An 18111-nucleotide genomic window follows, 5' to 3' on the forward strand; every position below is an offset into this window, starting at 1 on the left:
ATGTCTGAGTCAACGACCGCTATCAGCAACATACGCAGTGAACTGCGCTATCTCATCAGGGAGTTGGGGCTGCTCGATAAAAACTGCCTGAACTCCAACCTCTCCCTGTCGCAAGCCCATATCCTGACCTATGTGCATCGCAACGGCAGCACTTCATTTCATGAGTTGGCGCTTCAGTTGAATGTTCAAAAGGCATCTTTGAGCCGGACATTGACGACATTGATCGATAAAGCCTATCTATCCGTTGAGCTTGACCCTGCCGACAAGCGGCAAAAAATCTATCAGCTATTGCCCGATGGCAAAGCGGCGCTACAGCACGCCAACCGGTCGGCCGACACCGCATTCGCCACTTTCCTTAACGGACTGGGCAATGACCAGCTCGATACCATAGAAAATGGCTTGCGTACGCTGCGATTGAACGCATTCAAGAGCAACTTCCAACCTGACGGTTTCCGGGTCAAAGTCGAGAGGCTAAGCCCCAATTACCAGCACGAAGTCGATACCCTTATCAAGCATGTCTTTAATGGTGAGCAAGGCATTCCCGAGGAGCTTATCCCTCTTGATCCTGACCAGCCTTATGTATGGTGGGTTGCCCGCTGCGGCGAATATGTCATCGGCGCAGTCGCCTGCTGGGAAATCGATGGCGAATGGCACTGGGGACGCTATTTTATCGATGCCAACTTCCGAGGCTTTGGCATTGGTAAAAAGCTAGCCGCCGAATCACTGTCCGATATCTTTACCAACATTGCCGACTACATTGTCAGCGACGCCAGGGATGCCACCGTCGCCATACTCAACCAGTTTGGGGCTGAAGTAACGGGCAAAACAGTGGATTTTTATGGCGCTCCGGTCACGCCGATGCGTTTGGCCAAAGAGGATTTTGTTACTTGACCCGTCTACAGGTGTAGGCTTTACCTTTCACCTCTCGTTATACAACAGAGGTTGATTCCTATGCCTTCCCTTTCTCAACACCTAACAGTGTCACAATCCATCCGAGCGACGTTGGCTGATTTGCCACCAACAGCCAAAGGCATTCTGCTGGCACTCATGTCGACAGCGCTGTTTACCTTCGTTGGGGTATTAGTCCGGATACTGAGTGATGATATTGGGGTTTTCCAAATCCTCTTTTTCCGCCAGTTGGTATTCGTAGCTTTGCTGATACCCGCTATCGTCAAGAATATCGACTTGTTATTAAAGCCCAAGCACCTCAAATTACATACATTCCGTATCTTGGGGGCTTTCGCTGCCTTGTCCCTCGGTTTTGTCACCGTCAGCAACATACCGCTGGCTGATGCCACGGCACTGGGGTTTACCCAAGTCCTATTTGTTGCGGCAGTTTCTTATTTATTCCTTGCTGAAACGGTCAGCGCTTCACGCTTATTTACTATCATTACCGGCTTTGTTGGCGTGATGATGGTGGTCCAGCCTAGTTTCGAGCAATCCTCACTGACCTACACCTTACTTGGCTTGGCTGGGGCGTTCGGCGCTGCTGTCGCGGTGATCTGTGTTCGCAAGGTCGCCCAAGTTGAGTCCAAAATCACCTTACTGGCCTACCAAGCTATTTTTGTCGGGTTGATGGCGCTGTTACCTAGCCTGCTAAATTGGACATGGCCTAATGGCGAACAGTTATTGTTGCTGATGTGCGTAGGTGTCCTATCTTCCATCGCCCAGTGGATTGGCGTTACCGCCTATAAGTATGGCGAGGCGAACGTGATAGCCAATGTCGAATACGTTAAGATTATTTATTCTATGGCTATCGGATACTGGCTATTTGCCGAGACGCCAAACGGGTTGGCTATGTTCGGCGGGCTGACCATTATATTGAGTGCTATTTTACCCATGTTGTATAAGCGACATTCAAAAGCTAGAACTGAGTAAGTGACAATGCTGACTGTGACGCAACTGGCCAAGGCCTGCAATATTTCCCGTACCACCGTGCTCTACTACGAGCGCGTGGGTTTGCTGCAACCAGCAAACCGGTCGGATAACGGTTATCGCTGGTATGGCGAAAAAGAGGTCGCCCGGCTCAAAAGTATCCTGTCCTACCGTTCTTTCGGTCTGCCGGTGCAAGAAATTGGCCCGATGCTTGAGCGCAAAAAAACGGTCAAGCAAGAGCAAACCCTACGCAATCAATTCAATGCACTAGAGCAGGAAATCCAAACCCTGCGCCAACAGCAAAAGGCCATTTTGATGGTTTTGGAAGAGCCGGAATTACTCGAGAAAAACCAGCTCACCAAAGCTCGTTGGGTCGAGATCATGCGCGGGGCAGGCTTCAACGAAGAAGACATGACCAACTGGCACAAGCAGTTTGAAAAAACAGAACCCGACGCTCATCAGGAGTTTTTGGAGTCACTCAATATAGATGCCGACGAGATCGCGTCCATTCGCCGTAACTCCCGATAAAGCGACTTCATCCCGCTCTGCTAGCGTTTCAAGGCTATATTCTCGCCTGCAAAGAATATAGCTTCTAGCCAAACAACGCCCCATGATATGCTATAGCCGAATGTAGATAGCAGCACCAAGCTGCTGTTATTAATGGCTTTTTGAGAACCTTCCATGTTTGAGTCGACAGTCCTTTTCGCTGCCACCTTAATTTTTCTTGGCGCATTCGTTCAAACCGCTATCGGCTTTGGACTAGCGATAGTTGCAGCCCCCTTGCTGTTCCAGCTTTCGCCGCACTATGTGCCTGCACCTATCTGTTTGGTGGCGTTAGTTATCTCACTGATCAATGCCCATAAACTTCGCAGCAGTGTATCAATCGGCGGCTTGAAGTCGGCCATTATCGGCCGGGTACCGGGTTCGCTGCTCGGAGGTTACCTACTAACCGTGGTATCCGGCGCTACGCTTTCTCTTTGGCTGGGGGCAATGGTATTGATTGCAGTGGGGATCAGTGCCCTGCCTTACAGGCTGAAACCAACACCGAACAGAATGCTGGTTGCCGGTTTCATGTCTGGGGTTATGGGTACCAGCTCGTCCATTGGCGGGCCGCCGATGGCACTGTTGATGCAACATGAAGAAGCCGCCAAACTGCGTGGCAACCTGTCGGCATTTTTTGTCATCACCTCTATCATGTCGCTAGTTGTGCTGTCTTTCTATGGGCTATTTACCGTCGAGCACATTCAAATCACCCTGCCGTTGCTTCCAGCTGCGCTATTGGGCTACTGGTTGGCAAACAAGGTGGTCGGCAACCTGTCACAGGGAGTCGTCAGGAAATTTGCCTTACTGCTTTGCCTTGCCAGCGGGTTGACGGCTATCTTTCAGGGCCTATCAAGCCTTTAATATTCAAATCCCTTCTTCGATAGCGCCTATCGAATAAAGTACCAATTCGGCGGGGTTCTCTTCCTCGCCGAAAGTTTGGATATCCTCCCCCTCGTTTTTCAGTTCGGCTATGATACCTAAGGCGATATCTCGGTTCACATTGATGATGGTTTCCATCTCCAATGCCGATACGCCAAACCGTGTTGCTACAAGAAGATCTTTTACTTTCTGTTTTTCGTCCATTCCCGTCCACCACAGTGCTTATTTCCAACATACCTAGATGAGCATAGATGGCTTTGATAAAAATGGAACCATTAAGAAGAAGCTAACCCAACCCTTTGATAGCACAGGGCTGCTCGAGCTATCAAACAGCCTGAGTTTTTACTTAAAAATCACTTAGCACACGGCAATTTAGGTGTTAACCTAGCGCCGACTTTGGGTTTCACCAGCGGACTATGTAAAGCGACATGAGAAAAATACTATTGGCAGGTTTGTTCAGCCTGTTTCTATTCGGCTGCGCTGCACCAAGCGAAGATCTACTGCCGCAAGCTAACCAAGTCCGCGTTCTCACCACCAGCCTTCCTAGCCTCGATAAGTGCCGCTGGGTCGGTGAAGTCACTGGTAACGAAGGCCACTGGTATTCCTACCTGTTCTACAGCAATGATGCGCTCATCCAAGGTGCGGTCAACGAGCTGAAAAACAACGCATTCCACATGGGCGCCGATACCGTTGTGACTATGAGCCCGCACAACTTTACCACTTCGGTTTCCTTGCTCGGCACCGCTTACGACTGTAGATAAAACAAATTTAAAAAAGAGCCTGCTCATGCAGGCTCTGTCATAAATAGATTCCATCAAGTGAAAGATTACGCTGTCGGTAATTGGCTCAAGAACGACTGGAAGCTATCACCTCTTACGTGCCCCAACACCTTGCGCATATCGGTAATCAAGCTCCTATCAGACCAATCCACCCGGATATCAATTGGAGCTTGAGTCAGGCTTTCAACACGCAGCGAAGCCGAATAAGTTCCCCGCTTATCACCGCCACTTGCGAGCGCCGCTTCCAAAGCGCTAATCAATACTTCGGGTAATGATTGCTCATAATCTTCGCAATAGCTTGGCACCGCGTTATGTTGCAACACCAGTTCAGGGTTGGTACATACCGCATGGATAAAGCTTTCAGCAAAGCCATGCAGTACGCTCTCGTTCTCCAGCATATTGCCAGCGACAGCAATATGCGGAAAAGCTACCGAGCCGACAACAGGAATGTTCTCGTTGCCATGAATGAATGCCGCCGTGCCATGCTTGTCCATCACCATACACTGGCGCTGCTCAAATCCAGCATCTTCACTTTTCAACCGCTCGATAACCGCACCGCTCTGATAGTCCACAGCCAATAGCTGCTTCGCTTTCTCGGCATACCAAGGGTTAGTGAATAGCCCTTGGGTGGCACATCCTCCTAGACCACGCCAGCTATGGTTCACATAGCCACCGACGGACACACCACCGGTTGCTGTGATAGATGCAGAAGTCCCTGTCTCTGGGTTAAAGTGAATAAGTGAAATCGTCATAGATTCTCAGTCTGTAAAGCCAATTAATAACCGACTAATTGGCCGATGAAGAGTGCAACCCAACATAGAGCGTAAACCAGCACCATGAATGGCAAAATCGCCTTCAGCCATTGCTCATAAGACACACGGCCTAGAGCCAGCATCGCAAGCGTACCGCCAGACGTTGGAACAATCAGGTTCGTCAGGCCGTCACCGACTTGGAATGCAGTGATCATCAACTGACGGCTCATACCCACCAAATCTGCAACAGGTACAAGAATAGGCATGGTGACCATTGCCTGGCCTGAACCTGACGGAACAAATAGGTTAATAACGCCCTGAACCACACTGGCAACAATAGCCGATACCGCGATAGGCATATCCTGAATTAGCGAGCTCAATGCATTAACAATGGTGTCGATGATCTGGGCTTGGTCCAAAATAACCTGAATAGAGGCAGCCACACCGATAACTAGCGCACCCGCCGTCACCCCAGAAGCGCCTTCCATCATCTGCTTGACGATACCGTTGGCACTTAGCCCGTTAACCATGCCGATAGCAATCGCCATTAGCAGGAAAAGGCCAGCAATTTCATTGATATACCAACCGTTGGCGAACACGCCGTATAGCATGATGCCAAGGCCAGCCAAGAAAACACCTAATGTGGCTTTGTCTTTGCCGCCCAGTTGATAGTCAGAAAGATCTTTCTTCAGCCCTTCAACACCTTCAGGCTCTTTGAAGTCCATTTTTGTCACTTTGGCACAAATGAAGTACGCCAAAAGAGCCAGAGAGGTCAGCACCATCAAGGTACGAAGCCACGCCCCAGAGAAAGTAGGCAACTCTGCAATTCCCTGAGCAACGCCCACGGTATAAGGATTGATTGGCGACAGGGCAAAACCAATACCAATACCGCCAACTGCCATTACGGTTCCCACAAGGGAGGAATAACCCACCGCTGCTGAAATCAACACAGCTACTGGCACCAAGGCAATATTGTTTTCAAAACCGACGGCAACACCGAAGAAACCATAAATAAAGGTACCAACAGTGATGATAACGTTACGGTTTTTAACGCCGACTTTATTTACTGCCACACCAATGGCATTTTCAAGTGCACCCGTCTTTTGCAAAATGTGGAATAAGCCGCCAGCTATAAACACGATAAACAGGTAGGGCGCTGCGCTGATCAGCCCCTGTGGAATGGCGACAAAAATATCAAAAAAGTGAACCGCTGGAGTATCGGTTAAATAGGCAAAAGACTCAGGGACTACTGTGGTGCGGCCATTGGCGACAATGCGCTCGAACTCACCGGCTGGCACAATAAAGGTCAGCGCATAAGTCGCAACCAAAATCATAAAAATCAGCACCATAGGGTCAGGCATATTTTTATACCAAGGGCGCTTTGCCTCTGAAGCCATCTTGTCTGTCATATCCATATCTTTTTTCTCCGTCGTACCTAATTATCAGCCTGCATTCACTGGAATTCCGCACATCTCAATGACGCCAGCGAAACAGGCCTTGTCCTAAACTCTGTAGGCAATCCTAGCTACAGGTGCTATCGCTTTTGAGCAATAGACAAAATTGCTGAAGCACCTCAAGCGACGACAATAAATCTGCTTGAGTGATCGCTTCATCAGGGTGATGGCTGACGCCATTCTTACAGCGCATAAACAACATGGCAATATCGGTGAGGTGAGTAACCGCCAAACCGTCATGCCCCGCGCCGCTGAATAAGTGCATAGGCTCAATACCTACCGCCGATGTCGCCTGTGCCAACAGCGACGACAAACTCTCCGAGCATGTCACTGCAGACTGTTCATAACTCAGCTTGTGCACATAACACAGGTTGTATGCCGCCATGAGTTCTTCAATCTCTGCTAATAGTTCCGAGCGCGCTGCTAGACGTGAGCTGTCGTTCGGCGAACGTAGCTCAATGGTGATATCTGTCTGTTGCGGGATCACATTGACGCCATTCGGGAAGTTTTCGATTTTCCCTACCACGCCCACCAAATCCTCTTGGCTCTTACACAACTGGTCGAAGTTATGGATAACCTGCGCCGCACCAACCAAGGCATCTTGGCGCATGTTCATCGGTACCGTACCGGCATGTCCTGCCTTGCCCTTTATCGACAAGGTATGGCGCTCGATACCTGTAATAGCACTAACAATACCGACTGGTAGCCCGGCCTGCTCAAGCTGCGGCCCTTGCTCGATATGAAGCTCGACAAACCCCAACACCTCATCAGATTGATAGGCATCGTTTTCGATAAGCTCAGGACGGCAACCAAACTGTGCTAGCGCCTCGCGCATAGTCATTCCCTGTGCATCAGTGGCCTCTAGCATCAGTGGATCAAATGTGCCCGAAATAGCCTTTGAACCAAGCAAGGTTGACTGGAAGCGCGTGCCTTCCTCGTCGCTAAACGCAATCACATCAATGTGGAAAGGAAACTCGGTATTGTTGCTGTTGAACTGATGGACTAGAGCCAAAGGCGCAATAACACCGAGAATGCCATCGTACTTACCGCCATTGGGTACTGTATCTTGGTGCGATCCGAAGATCAGCGTTTTGGCATTAGGCGCTTTACTTTGATAACGCCCAATCAAGTTGGCGGCATTATCCAATCTGACTTGCATACCAGCAGCCAGCATCCATTGGCGTAATTTGCCATTCGCTTGGCGGTGCTCCTTCGAAGCACACAACCGAGTCACCCCCTCAATATCTGGGTTCGATGTTTGCGAACAACCTGCTATTTCTTCCAACCATTCCCAAGTCAGGCTGGCGCATTCCTTTAGTCCAGTCATGTATCAATCGGTCTTTTTTTGCTCATGATTGGCTGTAATTTATCATGATAAATACCAAAATAAAGCTATTTATCATGATAAATGATGAACTTTTGCCAATAATAATCCTTTATAGGCATACTTTTAATCGTCTTTCCGGTGAGAAAAAATGATGACAAGAGATAAATTATTGGTAAGAATCAACCGCTAACAGCAAGTCCATTCAGTAGCAACAAAGCACTTCGAGGTAATTGTGGCAGGCAGTACGAAAGGCAGACGAACCCAACAACTTGCTGAGTCAATCAAATCATGGATTGTCGAACAGAATTTACAGCCTGGTGATCGACTTCCCAACGAGCTACAGGTCATGGAGCTTTTTGATGCGTCGAAAAGCACCGTCCGTGAGAGTATGCGTATTTTGGAAGCACAAGGGATCTTGGCGACCAAAACTGGCCCCAAAGGCGGTGCGTTTGTTGCTGAAATGGGAGAAAGCAAAGCACAGTCACTACTAAGTAATTATCTGTTCTTCAAAGATCTTTCTATTTCCGATCTTTACCAAGTCCGACAATCGCTTGAGCCAGATGTCGCAGCCATGTTGGCAGGTAAACTGTCAGAACCACAACTGCAACAGCTTGAGTCGCAAATAGAAAAGTACAGCACCCCGCCAACCGATATCTTCCAGGAGCGGGAGCACCATATTGCTGCCATTGAGTTCCACAGCTTGCTCGCCAGTTATTCAAGCAACGAGCTATTGAAATTCATTGTTCGCTTCACAGCACAAATGCTCACCGATCTCACTATCTACAAAAAGCTCTATGAGCCTGAAAATCATGAGTTGTGGCAAACAGGCATACAAAGCCAACAGCAACTGGTTGAAGCCCTTCGAGCAGGAGACGCACCGCTGGCGAAAAGCATCATGCAACAACACATGCAAACCGCCCACCAGCTGATGAAAGAGCAAGAAGTCGAAGTGGCACAGAAGTTTTTGCAAGAATAATCAGCTAGCCAACTTCTCGACCAAATAATCGATAAAAACCCGCACCCGCTTGGCCTTCTGTGTGTTTTGGTGGAAATACACATAAAGGCCAGAATAGGGGTACCAATAAGGCTCCAATACGGGCACGAGCTGTTTATCCGCCAGCAAATCAGCAATCATCGGCTCTATCACCCGGCCTATACCCAAGCCATTGACCGCCGCATCCACCATCACATCGGTATCATTGACGACTAACCCGAGCGGCATATCTACCGTTAAATCCTGCCCTTGATTATTCAACCTCAGCGGTGCCAGTTGGTTGGAAGCGATAAAACGGTACTGGATCAGCTTATGCTGTTTCAAATCGTCCGGCGTGCCAGGCATGCCATGCTTATCAATATATTCTGGAGAAGCGAACAAGGACTCCCTAGTCGGCGGCGTAAGTTGGCGGGCCACCATGCCCTCTTCAACTCGGTCACCGAAGCGAATACCCATATCAAAGCCGTCGCTAATGATATTGACCGCCGCATCATTGATAGATATTTCCAACTGGATATTGGGATAGCGCTGGCAGAACTCGACATAAATCGGCTTGAGCAGGTACTGATAGGCAAACCGGGGAGTGGTGATCCGTACCTTACCGGATGGGTCCTCACTCAAGTCCTTCACACTCTCGACGGCAAAGTTGAGTTCCGACATCGCCCCCTGGGTTCGCTCGAACAGAAGCAGGCCCGCTTCGGTCAACTCTATCCTTCGGGTAGTGCGGGTAAACAAAGGTAGCCCCATTTGCTGCTCGAGGGTCTTCAGCGCCTGACTCACCGATGGCGGGGCAATCTCAAGTTTGCGTGCCGCACTGGAAATACTGCCCTCGTTAACTATGGTGTGGAACATCATTAGCTGGTTGTAGGTTGCACCGTTCACACTCGCCTCACTGAAATGACAACTGAATAAGCATTATAAGCTTTAGCCTAATAATAAATTAAGAAAACGTCATCTAAAAATTACCAATAAGGCTAGATACACTTATCCCATCAAATCGAGAGCGATACGAACGGGAGCAAAACAATGAGCAACGTACTGGTAATTTCTGGTCACCCAAACCTAAACGAATCTTACACCAACACAGTGATCTTGGAGTCACTGCAACAAGGCTTGGACAGCGTTGAAGTACGCCGCTTAGACAGCCTATACCCAGACTACCAAATCGACGTGGCAGCAGAGCAGCAAGCACTACTGAAGGCTGATGTCGTTGTACTGCAGTTCCCGTTCTACTGGTACTCAATGCCGGCACTGCTGAAGAAATATCTCGACGATGTTTTCTCATACAACTTTGCTTATGGCTCAAAAGGCGATAAGTTGAAGGGCAAAGACTTCATTCTTTCTTTCACCATCGGTGGGCCGGAAGAGTCTTACGATCCGCTGGGTTACAACCACTTCACGGTTGAGCTATTCATGTACCCACTGCAGCAGACTGCCTACCTTGCTGGCATGGTGTACCACAAACCGGTTTACAGCCACCGCATGGTCTACATTCCTGGTGTATACAACACCCAGGAAGATGTAGAAAGTCGTGCCCGTGACCATGCAGCTGCACTGATGACGCAAATCACAACAATTACTGGCTCAGCCGACAACCAGATCCAGAAGTTCGTCGCCAACTGGTTCGCAGAGTTCGACAAACTGCCGGAAGAGAATGCTTTCTTCACCGAGTTTCTGGCCGATGATGTGAACATTACCATGCCGGAAGGTACCTTTATCGGCCACGAAGGCTTCCGTGACTGGTATGCCATCGCCCGAGCAACCTTCAAACCGGGCTGTGACCACCAAGTGGAACAGGTTGAAGTCAAACCGCAAGGTGACACGCAAGCTAACTTGTACCAGGTTGAACTTCGTATCCGCCTACAAGCCGAGAGCTTTGAGGATTCAGCACTCAAGGGTGAGAGTGTAAACCTGTTGGTCAACGAAACCTGGTCGGTAAGTCTTGATGAAGGAAAAGTCACTATCCATGACTACCTTGTCGAGCCAGTGAACAACGACTGAAAATAAACAGTTCCTGAAAATAAACAGCGCCGCTTTCTTATCGAAGGCGGCGCTGTTTTTATTATGCTTGTCAGCAACAGTTACTGCATGAACTGCTTCATACGCTCTTTGAGCGCATTTTGGACATGGGAGCGAGCGAGCTTTTCTGCCTCGGAGGCATCACGATTTTTAATTGCATCAACCATCGCCTGATGCTCTTCAAGGGCGGTTTGCCAACGGGTTGGGTCGCTCAAGGTTGTTTTGCCAAGCAAGGCCATCGCATCACGCAGGCCATCGAGCGAACGGAGCAAATACGGGTTATGGGCCGCTTGGTAAATGGTACGGTGGAACCGGCGGTTCATCAGGGCATGGCGGGCATAATCATCCGCCGCCGACTGCCGGTCTTCATCCAGCAACTGCTGCATTAGCATCACTTCCATGTCCGACGCCCGCGTCGCGGCTAGCCCTGCAGCAGCCCCTTCCAGGATTTCGCGCATGGTGTAGAGCTCCATTACCTGCTGGATATCCAACTGCGCTACGGCCACCCCCTTATTTGCACTGATAGTCAGCAGGCCATCATTAGCAAGGCGGTGCAGCGCTTCGCGGATAGGGGTACGGCTTACATTCAGTGCCGTTGATAATTCGACTTCTCTCAAGCGCTGACCCGGCTTGAACACCCCTCGCTGCAGGGCCATTCGCAGCATGTGATAAGCAAACTCCGACCGCGAAGTACCCTCAATAGCACTTTGTTCCTCTGCTTCAAGCTCGAAGCTAAAATCCTCAGCAGATAAGGCCGCTATCGTATTCATCTATCTTCCTTTTCAAATCAGCGAGTCGCTCGACGCCCGGCTATTACAGTTGCCCGAACGCAGACCACAGCATCCTCAACGCCAGCAAGGTCAGCATAATTCGCAACGCTAGCTGGAACCTTTCGTTTGAAACCCGCTCAAGTAATGCCTTGCCTGCCATTGTGCCAAAAAAACCACTACAAATCATAAGCAAAATAACGCCTAGCCATTCGGCAAACGCAAAGCCCAGCACACCGAAGACTACCGCCTTGATCAAATGCTGCGCGGTCATTAGCGCAGCCATAGTGCCAACCAATTTTTGCTTGTCATTAATAACATGACGCATAGAGGCCATGACAAACGGTCCCGTTGCCCCAACGAACATAGTCAAGAATGAAGTCAGCGAACCGAGCAAGGTCAGGCTCTTTTTGCCATTGAGCGCAGAGGCAATGGGTACCCAGCAACTGAAAAGGATAAATCCGCCCAAGATCAACTGGATATAGGCCGGCTCCAAAGACACGGCGATATTGCCGCCAATCATGGCCCCAATGGTTGTTCCGACCACAAACCACAACACGAAATGGCGGACAACATGCCGGCGCATCAGCAATAAACGGCCGCCATTGCTGCCGAGCTGTACCATTGCATGAACAGGAATGATCGCCGCTGCCGGCATAAAGCTCGCCATAACCGCAATCAAGGCCGCACCACCGCCAACCCCCATGATTGCCGTTATCGCCGATGTTACAAAACTCAATGAAATCAGAATGGCAAATTGCAATTCTGTTAACACTGAAGGTTTGAACCACTCGTAAAACTGCTCCATCAGTCTCCCCTTGCTCCCTTCTATTCACAATAACAATTAAAGCATTGTTTTAAATAAACTTAAATGTACTAACACATCATTTCCAACACCTGATGACACCACAGATACCAAATAAAAAAGTCGATTCAGCTCATACTTTGGCGCTCACTTATTGACCGATGTTGATATATTGTTAATTATTGTATTGCATTGTATACAATGCAATACAAAATAAAAACAACAACACCTCCTACCCGAACGGATATACAGGAAGCGAACATGAACAAATTCAAACGGCTTATTTCCGGTGTGTTTATTGCCGCCATCTCCACCATCAGTATCTCTGCCCCTGCGGTGGCTGAGACAGACTTTAGCGGCAAGCGCATCGAGTGGGTGATCCCATTTAAAGAAGGTGGCGGTACTGACCGCTGGGCACGCTTTATCGCTCCTTACCTCACAGATGCCCTACCAGGTCAGCCAGCTATTGTTATTAAGAACATGCCGGGAGGAAGCTCGATAAAAGGTGCCAACTTCTTCCAGAAACGGGCCCGTAAAGACGGATTGATGTTACTGGGTACCTCTGGGACAACCCAGCTGCCATGGCTTTTGGATGATAAGCGTGTTCGTTATGACTACCTTGACTGGGAAGCCGTTTTTGCCTCGCCATCTGGTGGGGTGGTATACGTAAACCCAGAATTGAATATTGATACTGCTGAAAAGTTAGTAAATACCCAGTCGGCACTTACCTACGGTAGTCAGGGCCCAACCTCTCTCGATCTTATTCCCCTTCTGGCTTTTGAACTACTCGGGATGGACGTCAAACCAGTATTTGGTATGACTGGGAAAGGTGCAGCGCGGTTGGCATTCGAACGTGGCGAAGTGAACCTGGATTACCAGACATCGTCGGCTTATTTGTCGAAAGTGACTCCTCTCGTCGAAGAAGGCAAAGCTGTTCCCTTGATGAGTTGGGGGGCGCTTGACTCACAAGGCAACCTTATTCGCGACCCGTCGTTCCCAGACCTACCGCACTTTGCCGAAGTTTATGAATCTATCCATGGTAAGGCACCGTCTGGCCCTGCCTTTGAAGCCTGGAAAGCCTTTTTCATCCCCGGCTTCCCTGCCCAAAAACTGGTCTTGCTGCCTAAAAATGCCGATCCCGAGGTGATTTCTACCTATAAAGCTGCCTTTGAGAAAATCGCCAATAACCCTGAGTTCATCCAAGCATCAAAGCTGGCTTTAGGGGCTTATAGCCCTGCGACAGGTGACAATATAGGCACGCTCTACAAACAAGCGACAGCAATCAGCAAGGACGATCAGGCCTGGGTCCAAGCTTGGTTAAAAGAACGATTCAACGCCCGATTCTAGAGGTGATGTATGTTCGATACTCTCTTTTTAGCACTAGCTGAAGTATTCCAGCCCCAAAGCATGCTGTACATGCTGGCTGGGGTACTAATGGGGCTCGCGGTCGGGGTCTTCCCTGGCCTCGGCGGCATCGTCGGCCTTTCGCTATTGCTACCGTTTCTCTACGGGATGGACACCGTACCTGCATTGGCAATGCTGATCGGGTTGGTTGCGGTGATCCCAACCTCCGATACCTTCACTTCGGTTTTGATGGGGATCCCTGGCTCCAGTGCCTCACAGGCCACCGTACTCGATGGCTTCCCGATGGCCAAAAAAGGCCAGGCTGCTCGGGCACTTGGTGCTGCCTTTTCCGCATCGCTATTCGGCGGGGTATTCGGCGCCCTGATCTTAACCGTGTTTGTCTTGGTCGCAAGGCCACTGATCCTCAGCCTCGGTTCGGCAGAGTTATTCATGCTGGCAATATTGGGACTCAGTATGGTTGGGGTGTTGGCTGGCAACAGTATCAGCAAAGGCCTGATGGCGTGTGGCCTTGGCCTATTGCTTGGTAGTGTGGGCAGTGCTCCTGCAACTGGTGAAGAGCGCATGACACTTGGCATGTTCTACCTCTACGATGGCTTACCCTTAGTGGTAGTGGCACTGGGCATTTTCGCCTTTCCCGAAATCATCTACCTGCTGCGTCAAGGCGGTGCTATCTCCCAGGGCGAGTTGCGCTCTGGCTGGGTACAGGGGATCCGCGACATGTGGCTCTACCGCTGGTTATGTGTCAGGTGTGCCTCTATCGGTGCCATGATTGGAGCTATTCCGGGTTTGGGTGGCAACGTAGTGGATTGGATCGCCTACGGCCACGTCAAACAAAGTGCCAAAGATAATAGCGAGTTTGGTAAGGGCGACGTACGGGGTGTATTGGCTCCCGAGTCTGCCAATAACGCCAAGGAAGGTGGCGGCCTAATTCCGACACTGCTATTTGGCATCCCCGGTTCCGGCAGTATGGCGGTGTTCCTCGGCGGCATGGTGTTAATTGGCATCGAGCCTGGTCCTTCTATGGTCAGTGACAACCTCGGGCTTACCTATACCATCGTCTGGTCTCTGGCCATCGCAAACATTTTCGGAGCCGGACTGTGTTTGCTGTTCTCGCGCCAAGTCGCCAAGCTCACTACGATTCCCTACGCCCTGATGGCACCGTTCATGCTGGTCGTGATCAGTTTTGCTGCCTTCCAAGCGACAAGGGATATCAGCGACCTACTGACCTTGTTTGCTGTCGGTATCCTTGGTTTGGCCATGAAGCGGTTCGAATGGCCTCGACCGGCATTCCTGATTGGCTTTGTCCTGGCAGGAAACATCGAAACTTACCTTTACCAAGCGATGCAGTTTTACGGCGCTGAGATGTTCCTGCGCCCCGGCACTATCATTATTGCCCTGCTAACGGCAGCGTCGCTTTGGTTTAGTTTCAAAAAACAACCCAAGCCGGAAATTTCACAAGCATCAACCAAGATTTCAACCGAGCAAAAGCTATTTACCGCAGTGATACTGATTTTCTTTATCTGGGCTGGCTACGAAGCGCTTCAGTTGAGCTTACTCGGTGGTGTGTTTGGCGGAATCGTGAGCCTCGCCATGATCATTGCCATGGCCTGGCACCTATGGCGGCTTGGGCGTACCCAAACCGCGGCTGTCGAGCTGCAAGATCTGGAAAATGACAACCAATACCAACGCTCGTTTTACTACTACCTGTGGTGGTTTGGTGGTTTCGCCGGAACTGTAATCTTGGCCGGGTTCCTGCCCGCTGTGACCCTTTTCTATATCACTTTCCTTCGCAAAGAAGCCAACGCCAGCTGGACACGGACTGCCGTGCTGACAGGGCTGACGCTCGGGGTATTAGAAACCATGTCTTACGTCATGGTGCTGGAATACCCGAGCGGCGTGGTAGGCGAACAATTATTAACACTAGTCCAGCACTCTATGGGCTGGTAACGGAGCAAATCAATGGCTGATTTATCAAAACACTGGGATGTATTGGTTGTAGGAGGTGGCAATGCCGCACTCTGTGCTGCCATCAGTGCCAGGGAGCAAGGCGCGTCGGTTCTGGTGATCGAACACGCCCCCAAAGTCTTTCGCGGCGGTAACAGCCGCCATACCCGAAACCTGCGCTGCATGCACAGCGAGCCGCAGGACGTATTGAGCGAAAGCTATTCCGAAGACGAATACTGGGAAGACCTGATGCGGGTCACCGGCGGCAATACCGATGAAAAACTTGCCCGCATGGCTATCCGCGAGTCTGAAAGTGTCCGTGAGTGGATGAAATCCCACGGCGTCCGCTTCCAGCCATCGCTGAGCGGCACCCTGAGCCTGTCACGAACCAATGCGTTTTTCCTTGGCGGCGGCAAAGCCTTGGTGAACGCCTACTACCTGTCGGCAGAAAAAATGGGGGTGGAAATCGAATACGACACCGAAGTCGAGGAACTGGTCATAGAAGACGGCGTGTTCAAAAAAGCGGTGGTCAATGCCAAAGGCTTTCCCTATGAAATCCGCGCCAACAGCTTAGTGGTGGCAGCAGGTGGTTTCCAAGCCAACATCGACTGGCTGAAAGAAGCCTGGGGGCCTGCGGCAGAGAACTTTATTATCCGCGGTACCCCTTACAACAAAGGCCGCTTGCTCAAAGAGCTTATCAATAACGGCTTCCAGCCTGTCGGCGAGCCAGACCAATGCCATGCCGTGGCCATTGATGCCCGCTCTCCTAAATTCGATGGCGGGATCGTCACCCGACTCGACTGCGTTTCTTTCGGTATTGTGGTCAACAACCAGTGCGAGCGCTTCTATGATGAAGGGGAAGACTTCTGGCCCAAACGCTATGCGATTTGGGGTCGCCTCGTAGCCGCCCAGCCCGATCAGATCGGGTATGTCATCATCGACAGCCAATCTATTAACAACTTCATGCCTTCGGTATTTCCGCCGGTCAAGGCCAACTCCATTGAGGAACTCGCGGCCAAGCTCAAGTTGGATCCGGCCAAACTGCAGCAGACTGTGGACGAGTTCAACGCCCACGTTACCCCGGGGACATTCGACAATACTGTCTTGGATGACTGTTGTACCGAGGGGCTAACCCCGCCCAAAACCCACTGGGCACGCAAAATCGTCGAGCCGCCATTTTATGGCTACCCTCTTCGCCCAGGCATTACCTTCACCTACTTGGGTGTCAAAGTGGACGAAAATGCGAGGGCACTGATGGCCGACGGACAACCATCGAAAAATGTCTTTGCAGCCGGTGAAGTGATGGCCGGTAACGTATTGGGCAAAGGCTACCTTGCCGGATTAGGCATGACTATCGGAACCGTATTTGGACGCATTGCAGGCAAGGAGGCAAGCCATGGCGCAAATTCTTGAGGAAGATATCATCTTCATCGACAAGGGGAATACCCAGTATAAGGACAAAGTCCAAGAAGCCCGCAGGGTTATGGAGGTGTGTAATGCCTGCCGTTATTGCGAGGGCTTTTGTGCGGTATTTCCGGCGATGCAGCAACGGCGCGAGTTCAGCGATGAAGACCTGGATTACCTCTCCAACCTCTGCCACAACTGCACAGGCTGCTACCATGCCTGCCAGTACACTGCGCCGCATCCGTTCAACCTCAATGTGCCCAAAGCGCTGGGAGATTTGAGGAACGAAACTTACAAGAAATATGCTTGGCCGGGCAAACTGTCTGGTTTGATCGCCCATAACGGCTTGTTTGTTTCGATGCTCACCTTGGTCAGTGTGTCTTTGGCTATCCTGATCGCGATTGCTATCCAATCGCCGGAAGTCTTGTTCGGCGAACACCAAGGCGATTTCTATGCCATCATGCCTCACAACGCCATGGTTGCCCTGATGGGAGGAGCCATGCTGTTTGTCATTGCCGCCTTGGTGATGTCCTTCGTCGGCTTTTGGCGCAAAACAGGCTACAGCCTCAAACAATTTTTCTCGCGAGATAACCTGATCCCGGCATTGAAAGATGCCCTGACCCTACGCCACCTTGGCGGCAACGGCGAAGGCTGTAATACACGAAACGAATCTTTCTCCAATACACGTAGGATGTTCCACCACTTCATGATGTACGGTTTCCTGTTGTGCTTTGCCGCAACATCGGTCGCCACCGTCTATGATTATGGCTTTGGCTGGCCGGCACCTTACCCTTACTTCAGCCTACCGGTTGTGCTGGGAACTGTGGGAGGGATAGGCCTGATCATCGGCCCTGCTGGGTTGCTGTGGACCAAAATCAACTTTGCCGAGCAACCGTCGGTAAGAAGCATGTTCGGTATGGATGTTGCCTTCTTAGTTTTGCTGATGCTGGTCAGCATCACTGGGCTGTTGCTACTGGCAGTCAGGGACACCTCGTTGATGGGCATGACCTTGGCTATCCACCTCGGCACCGTGTTCACCTTGTTTGTCGCGATGCCATTTAGCAAGTTTGTCCATATCATCTATCGCTTCGCGGCACTGAACCGCAATGCGATAGAGGCTAAGGCGAAATAGCCGTTCCCCACCAATACAACAAAGCCCGGTAGATACCGGGCTTTTTATTTTTAAAAACACTTAACAGGTACC

18 protein-coding genes are annotated in these 18111 nt (G+C 50.5%); 11 read left to right on the forward strand and 7 right to left on the reverse strand.

What is annotated here, in order from left to right; translation table 11 throughout:
* From C9J01_RS24170 to C9J01_RS24185, 4 genes are all read left to right on the forward strand, one after another.
* The gene (locus tag C9J01_RS24170) at positions 1-891 is read left to right on the forward strand and encodes a GNAT family N-acetyltransferase (protein WP_107300681.1); all 891 of its coding nucleotides are present in this window, start codon (positions 1-3) and stop codon (positions 889-891) included.
* Positions 892-951: 60 nt separating this feature from the next.
* Entirely contained in the window at positions 952-1878 is a 927-nt protein-coding gene (locus tag C9J01_RS24175) for a DMT family transporter (RefSeq protein ID WP_201797864.1), read from the forward strand.
* 6 nt (positions 1879-1884) lie between these two features.
* Positions 1885-2403 carry a MerR family transcriptional regulator gene (locus C9J01_RS24180; protein WP_107300682.1) on the forward strand — a complete coding sequence of 173 codons (519 nt, stop codon included), beginning with the start codon at positions 1885-1887 and terminating at the stop codon, positions 2401-2403.
* A 153-nt stretch (positions 2404-2556) separates the two neighbouring features.
* Positions 2557-3279: a sulfite exporter TauE/SafE family protein gene (locus C9J01_RS24185; protein ID WP_107300683.1), complete on the forward strand. Its 723-nt coding sequence runs from the start codon at positions 2557-2559 to the stop codon at positions 3277-3279.
* 3 nt (positions 3280-3282) lie between these two features.
* Here the strand turns inward: C9J01_RS24185 and C9J01_RS24190 are convergent, their stop codons facing one another.
* Positions 3283-3501, reverse strand: a complete 219-nt coding sequence (locus C9J01_RS24190; protein ID WP_107300684.1) for a hypothetical protein — start codon at positions 3499-3501, stop codon at positions 3283-3285.
* A gap of 224 nt (positions 3502-3725) precedes the next feature.
* On the opposite strand from C9J01_RS24190, the gene C9J01_RS24195 reads away from it, so the two are divergent.
* Positions 3726-4058, forward strand: a complete 333-nt coding sequence (locus C9J01_RS24195) for a DUF4156 domain-containing protein (RefSeq protein WP_107300685.1) — start codon at positions 3726-3728, stop codon at positions 4056-4058.
* Between the two features lie 65 nt (positions 4059-4123).
* Here C9J01_RS24195 and C9J01_RS24200 read toward each other — a convergent pair whose 3' ends face one another.
* The 3 genes from C9J01_RS24200 to C9J01_RS24210 form a co-directional block, all read right to left on the reverse strand.
* Positions 4124-4828: a DUF1028 domain-containing protein gene (locus tag C9J01_RS24200; RefSeq protein WP_107300686.1), complete on the reverse strand. Its 705-nt coding sequence runs from the start codon at positions 4826-4828 to the stop codon at positions 4124-4126.
* 23 nt (positions 4829-4851) lie between these two features.
* The gene (locus tag C9J01_RS24205; RefSeq protein WP_107300687.1) at positions 4852-6243 is read right to left on the reverse strand and encodes a YfcC family protein; all 1392 of its coding nucleotides are present in this window, start codon (positions 6241-6243) and stop codon (positions 4852-4854) included.
* Between the two features lie 106 nt (positions 6244-6349).
* A complete protein-coding gene (locus C9J01_RS24210) occupies positions 6350-7609 on the reverse strand; it encodes a M20 family metallo-hydrolase (protein WP_107300688.1) in 1260 nt (419 codons plus the stop codon).
* Between the two features lie 232 nt (positions 7610-7841).
* Between C9J01_RS24210 and C9J01_RS24215 the strand changes: the two genes are divergently transcribed.
* A complete protein-coding gene (locus tag C9J01_RS24215; protein ID WP_107300689.1) occupies positions 7842-8585 on the forward strand; it encodes a FadR/GntR family transcriptional regulator in 744 nt (247 codons plus the stop codon).
* Here C9J01_RS24215 and C9J01_RS24220 read toward each other — a convergent pair whose 3' ends face one another.
* Complete coding sequence (locus C9J01_RS24220) at positions 8586-9485, reverse strand: LysR family transcriptional regulator (protein ID WP_107300690.1); 900 nt, start codon at positions 9483-9485, stop codon at positions 8586-8588.
* A gap of 144 nt (positions 9486-9629) precedes the next feature.
* Between C9J01_RS24220 and C9J01_RS24225 the strand changes: the two genes are divergently transcribed.
* Complete coding sequence (locus tag C9J01_RS24225) at positions 9630-10604, forward strand: NAD(P)H-dependent oxidoreductase (protein WP_107300691.1); 975 nt, start codon at positions 9630-9632, stop codon at positions 10602-10604.
* Positions 10605-10684: 80 nt separating this feature from the next.
* On the opposite strand, the gene C9J01_RS24230 is transcribed toward C9J01_RS24225, so the two are convergent.
* On the reverse strand, positions 10685-11392 hold the full coding sequence (locus C9J01_RS24230; RefSeq protein ID WP_107300692.1) for a GntR family transcriptional regulator: 708 nt from the start codon (positions 11390-11392) through the stop codon (positions 10685-10687).
* 43 nt (positions 11393-11435) lie between these two features.
* Positions 11436-12197, reverse strand: a complete 762-nt coding sequence (locus C9J01_RS24235) for a sulfite exporter TauE/SafE family protein (RefSeq protein ID WP_107300693.1) — start codon at positions 12195-12197, stop codon at positions 11436-11438.
* A gap of 258 nt (positions 12198-12455) precedes the next feature.
* Between C9J01_RS24235 and C9J01_RS24240 the strand changes: the two genes are divergently transcribed.
* From C9J01_RS24240 to tcuB, 4 genes are read left to right on the forward strand one after another with little or no spacing between them, the layout of a single operon-like run.
* Positions 12456-13541 (forward strand): Bug family tripartite tricarboxylate transporter substrate binding protein, encoded by a 1086-nt coding sequence (locus C9J01_RS24240; protein ID WP_107300694.1) that lies wholly within the window; start codon positions 12456-12458, stop codon positions 13539-13541.
* A gap of 9 nt (positions 13542-13550) precedes the next feature.
* Positions 13551-15506 (forward strand): tripartite tricarboxylate transporter permease, encoded by a 1956-nt coding sequence (locus C9J01_RS24245; RefSeq protein ID WP_107300695.1) that lies wholly within the window; start codon positions 13551-13553, stop codon positions 15504-15506.
* 12 nt (positions 15507-15518) lie between these two features.
* A complete protein-coding gene (tcuA, locus tag C9J01_RS24250; RefSeq protein WP_107300696.1) occupies positions 15519-16916 on the forward strand; it encodes an FAD-dependent tricarballylate dehydrogenase TcuA in 1398 nt (465 codons plus the stop codon).
* A complete protein-coding gene (tcuB, locus tag C9J01_RS24255; RefSeq protein ID WP_107300697.1) occupies positions 16900-18039 on the forward strand; it encodes a tricarballylate utilization 4Fe-4S protein TcuB in 1140 nt (379 codons plus the stop codon). Before tcuA ends, tcuB begins: the two co-directional genes overlap by 17 nt.
* Positions 18040-18111 lie beyond the last annotated feature (72 nt).

The sequence above is a fragment of the Photobacterium rosenbergii genome, from assembly GCF_003026455.1.
GTDB lineage: Bacteria > Pseudomonadota > Gammaproteobacteria > Enterobacterales > Vibrionaceae > Photobacterium > Photobacterium rosenbergii.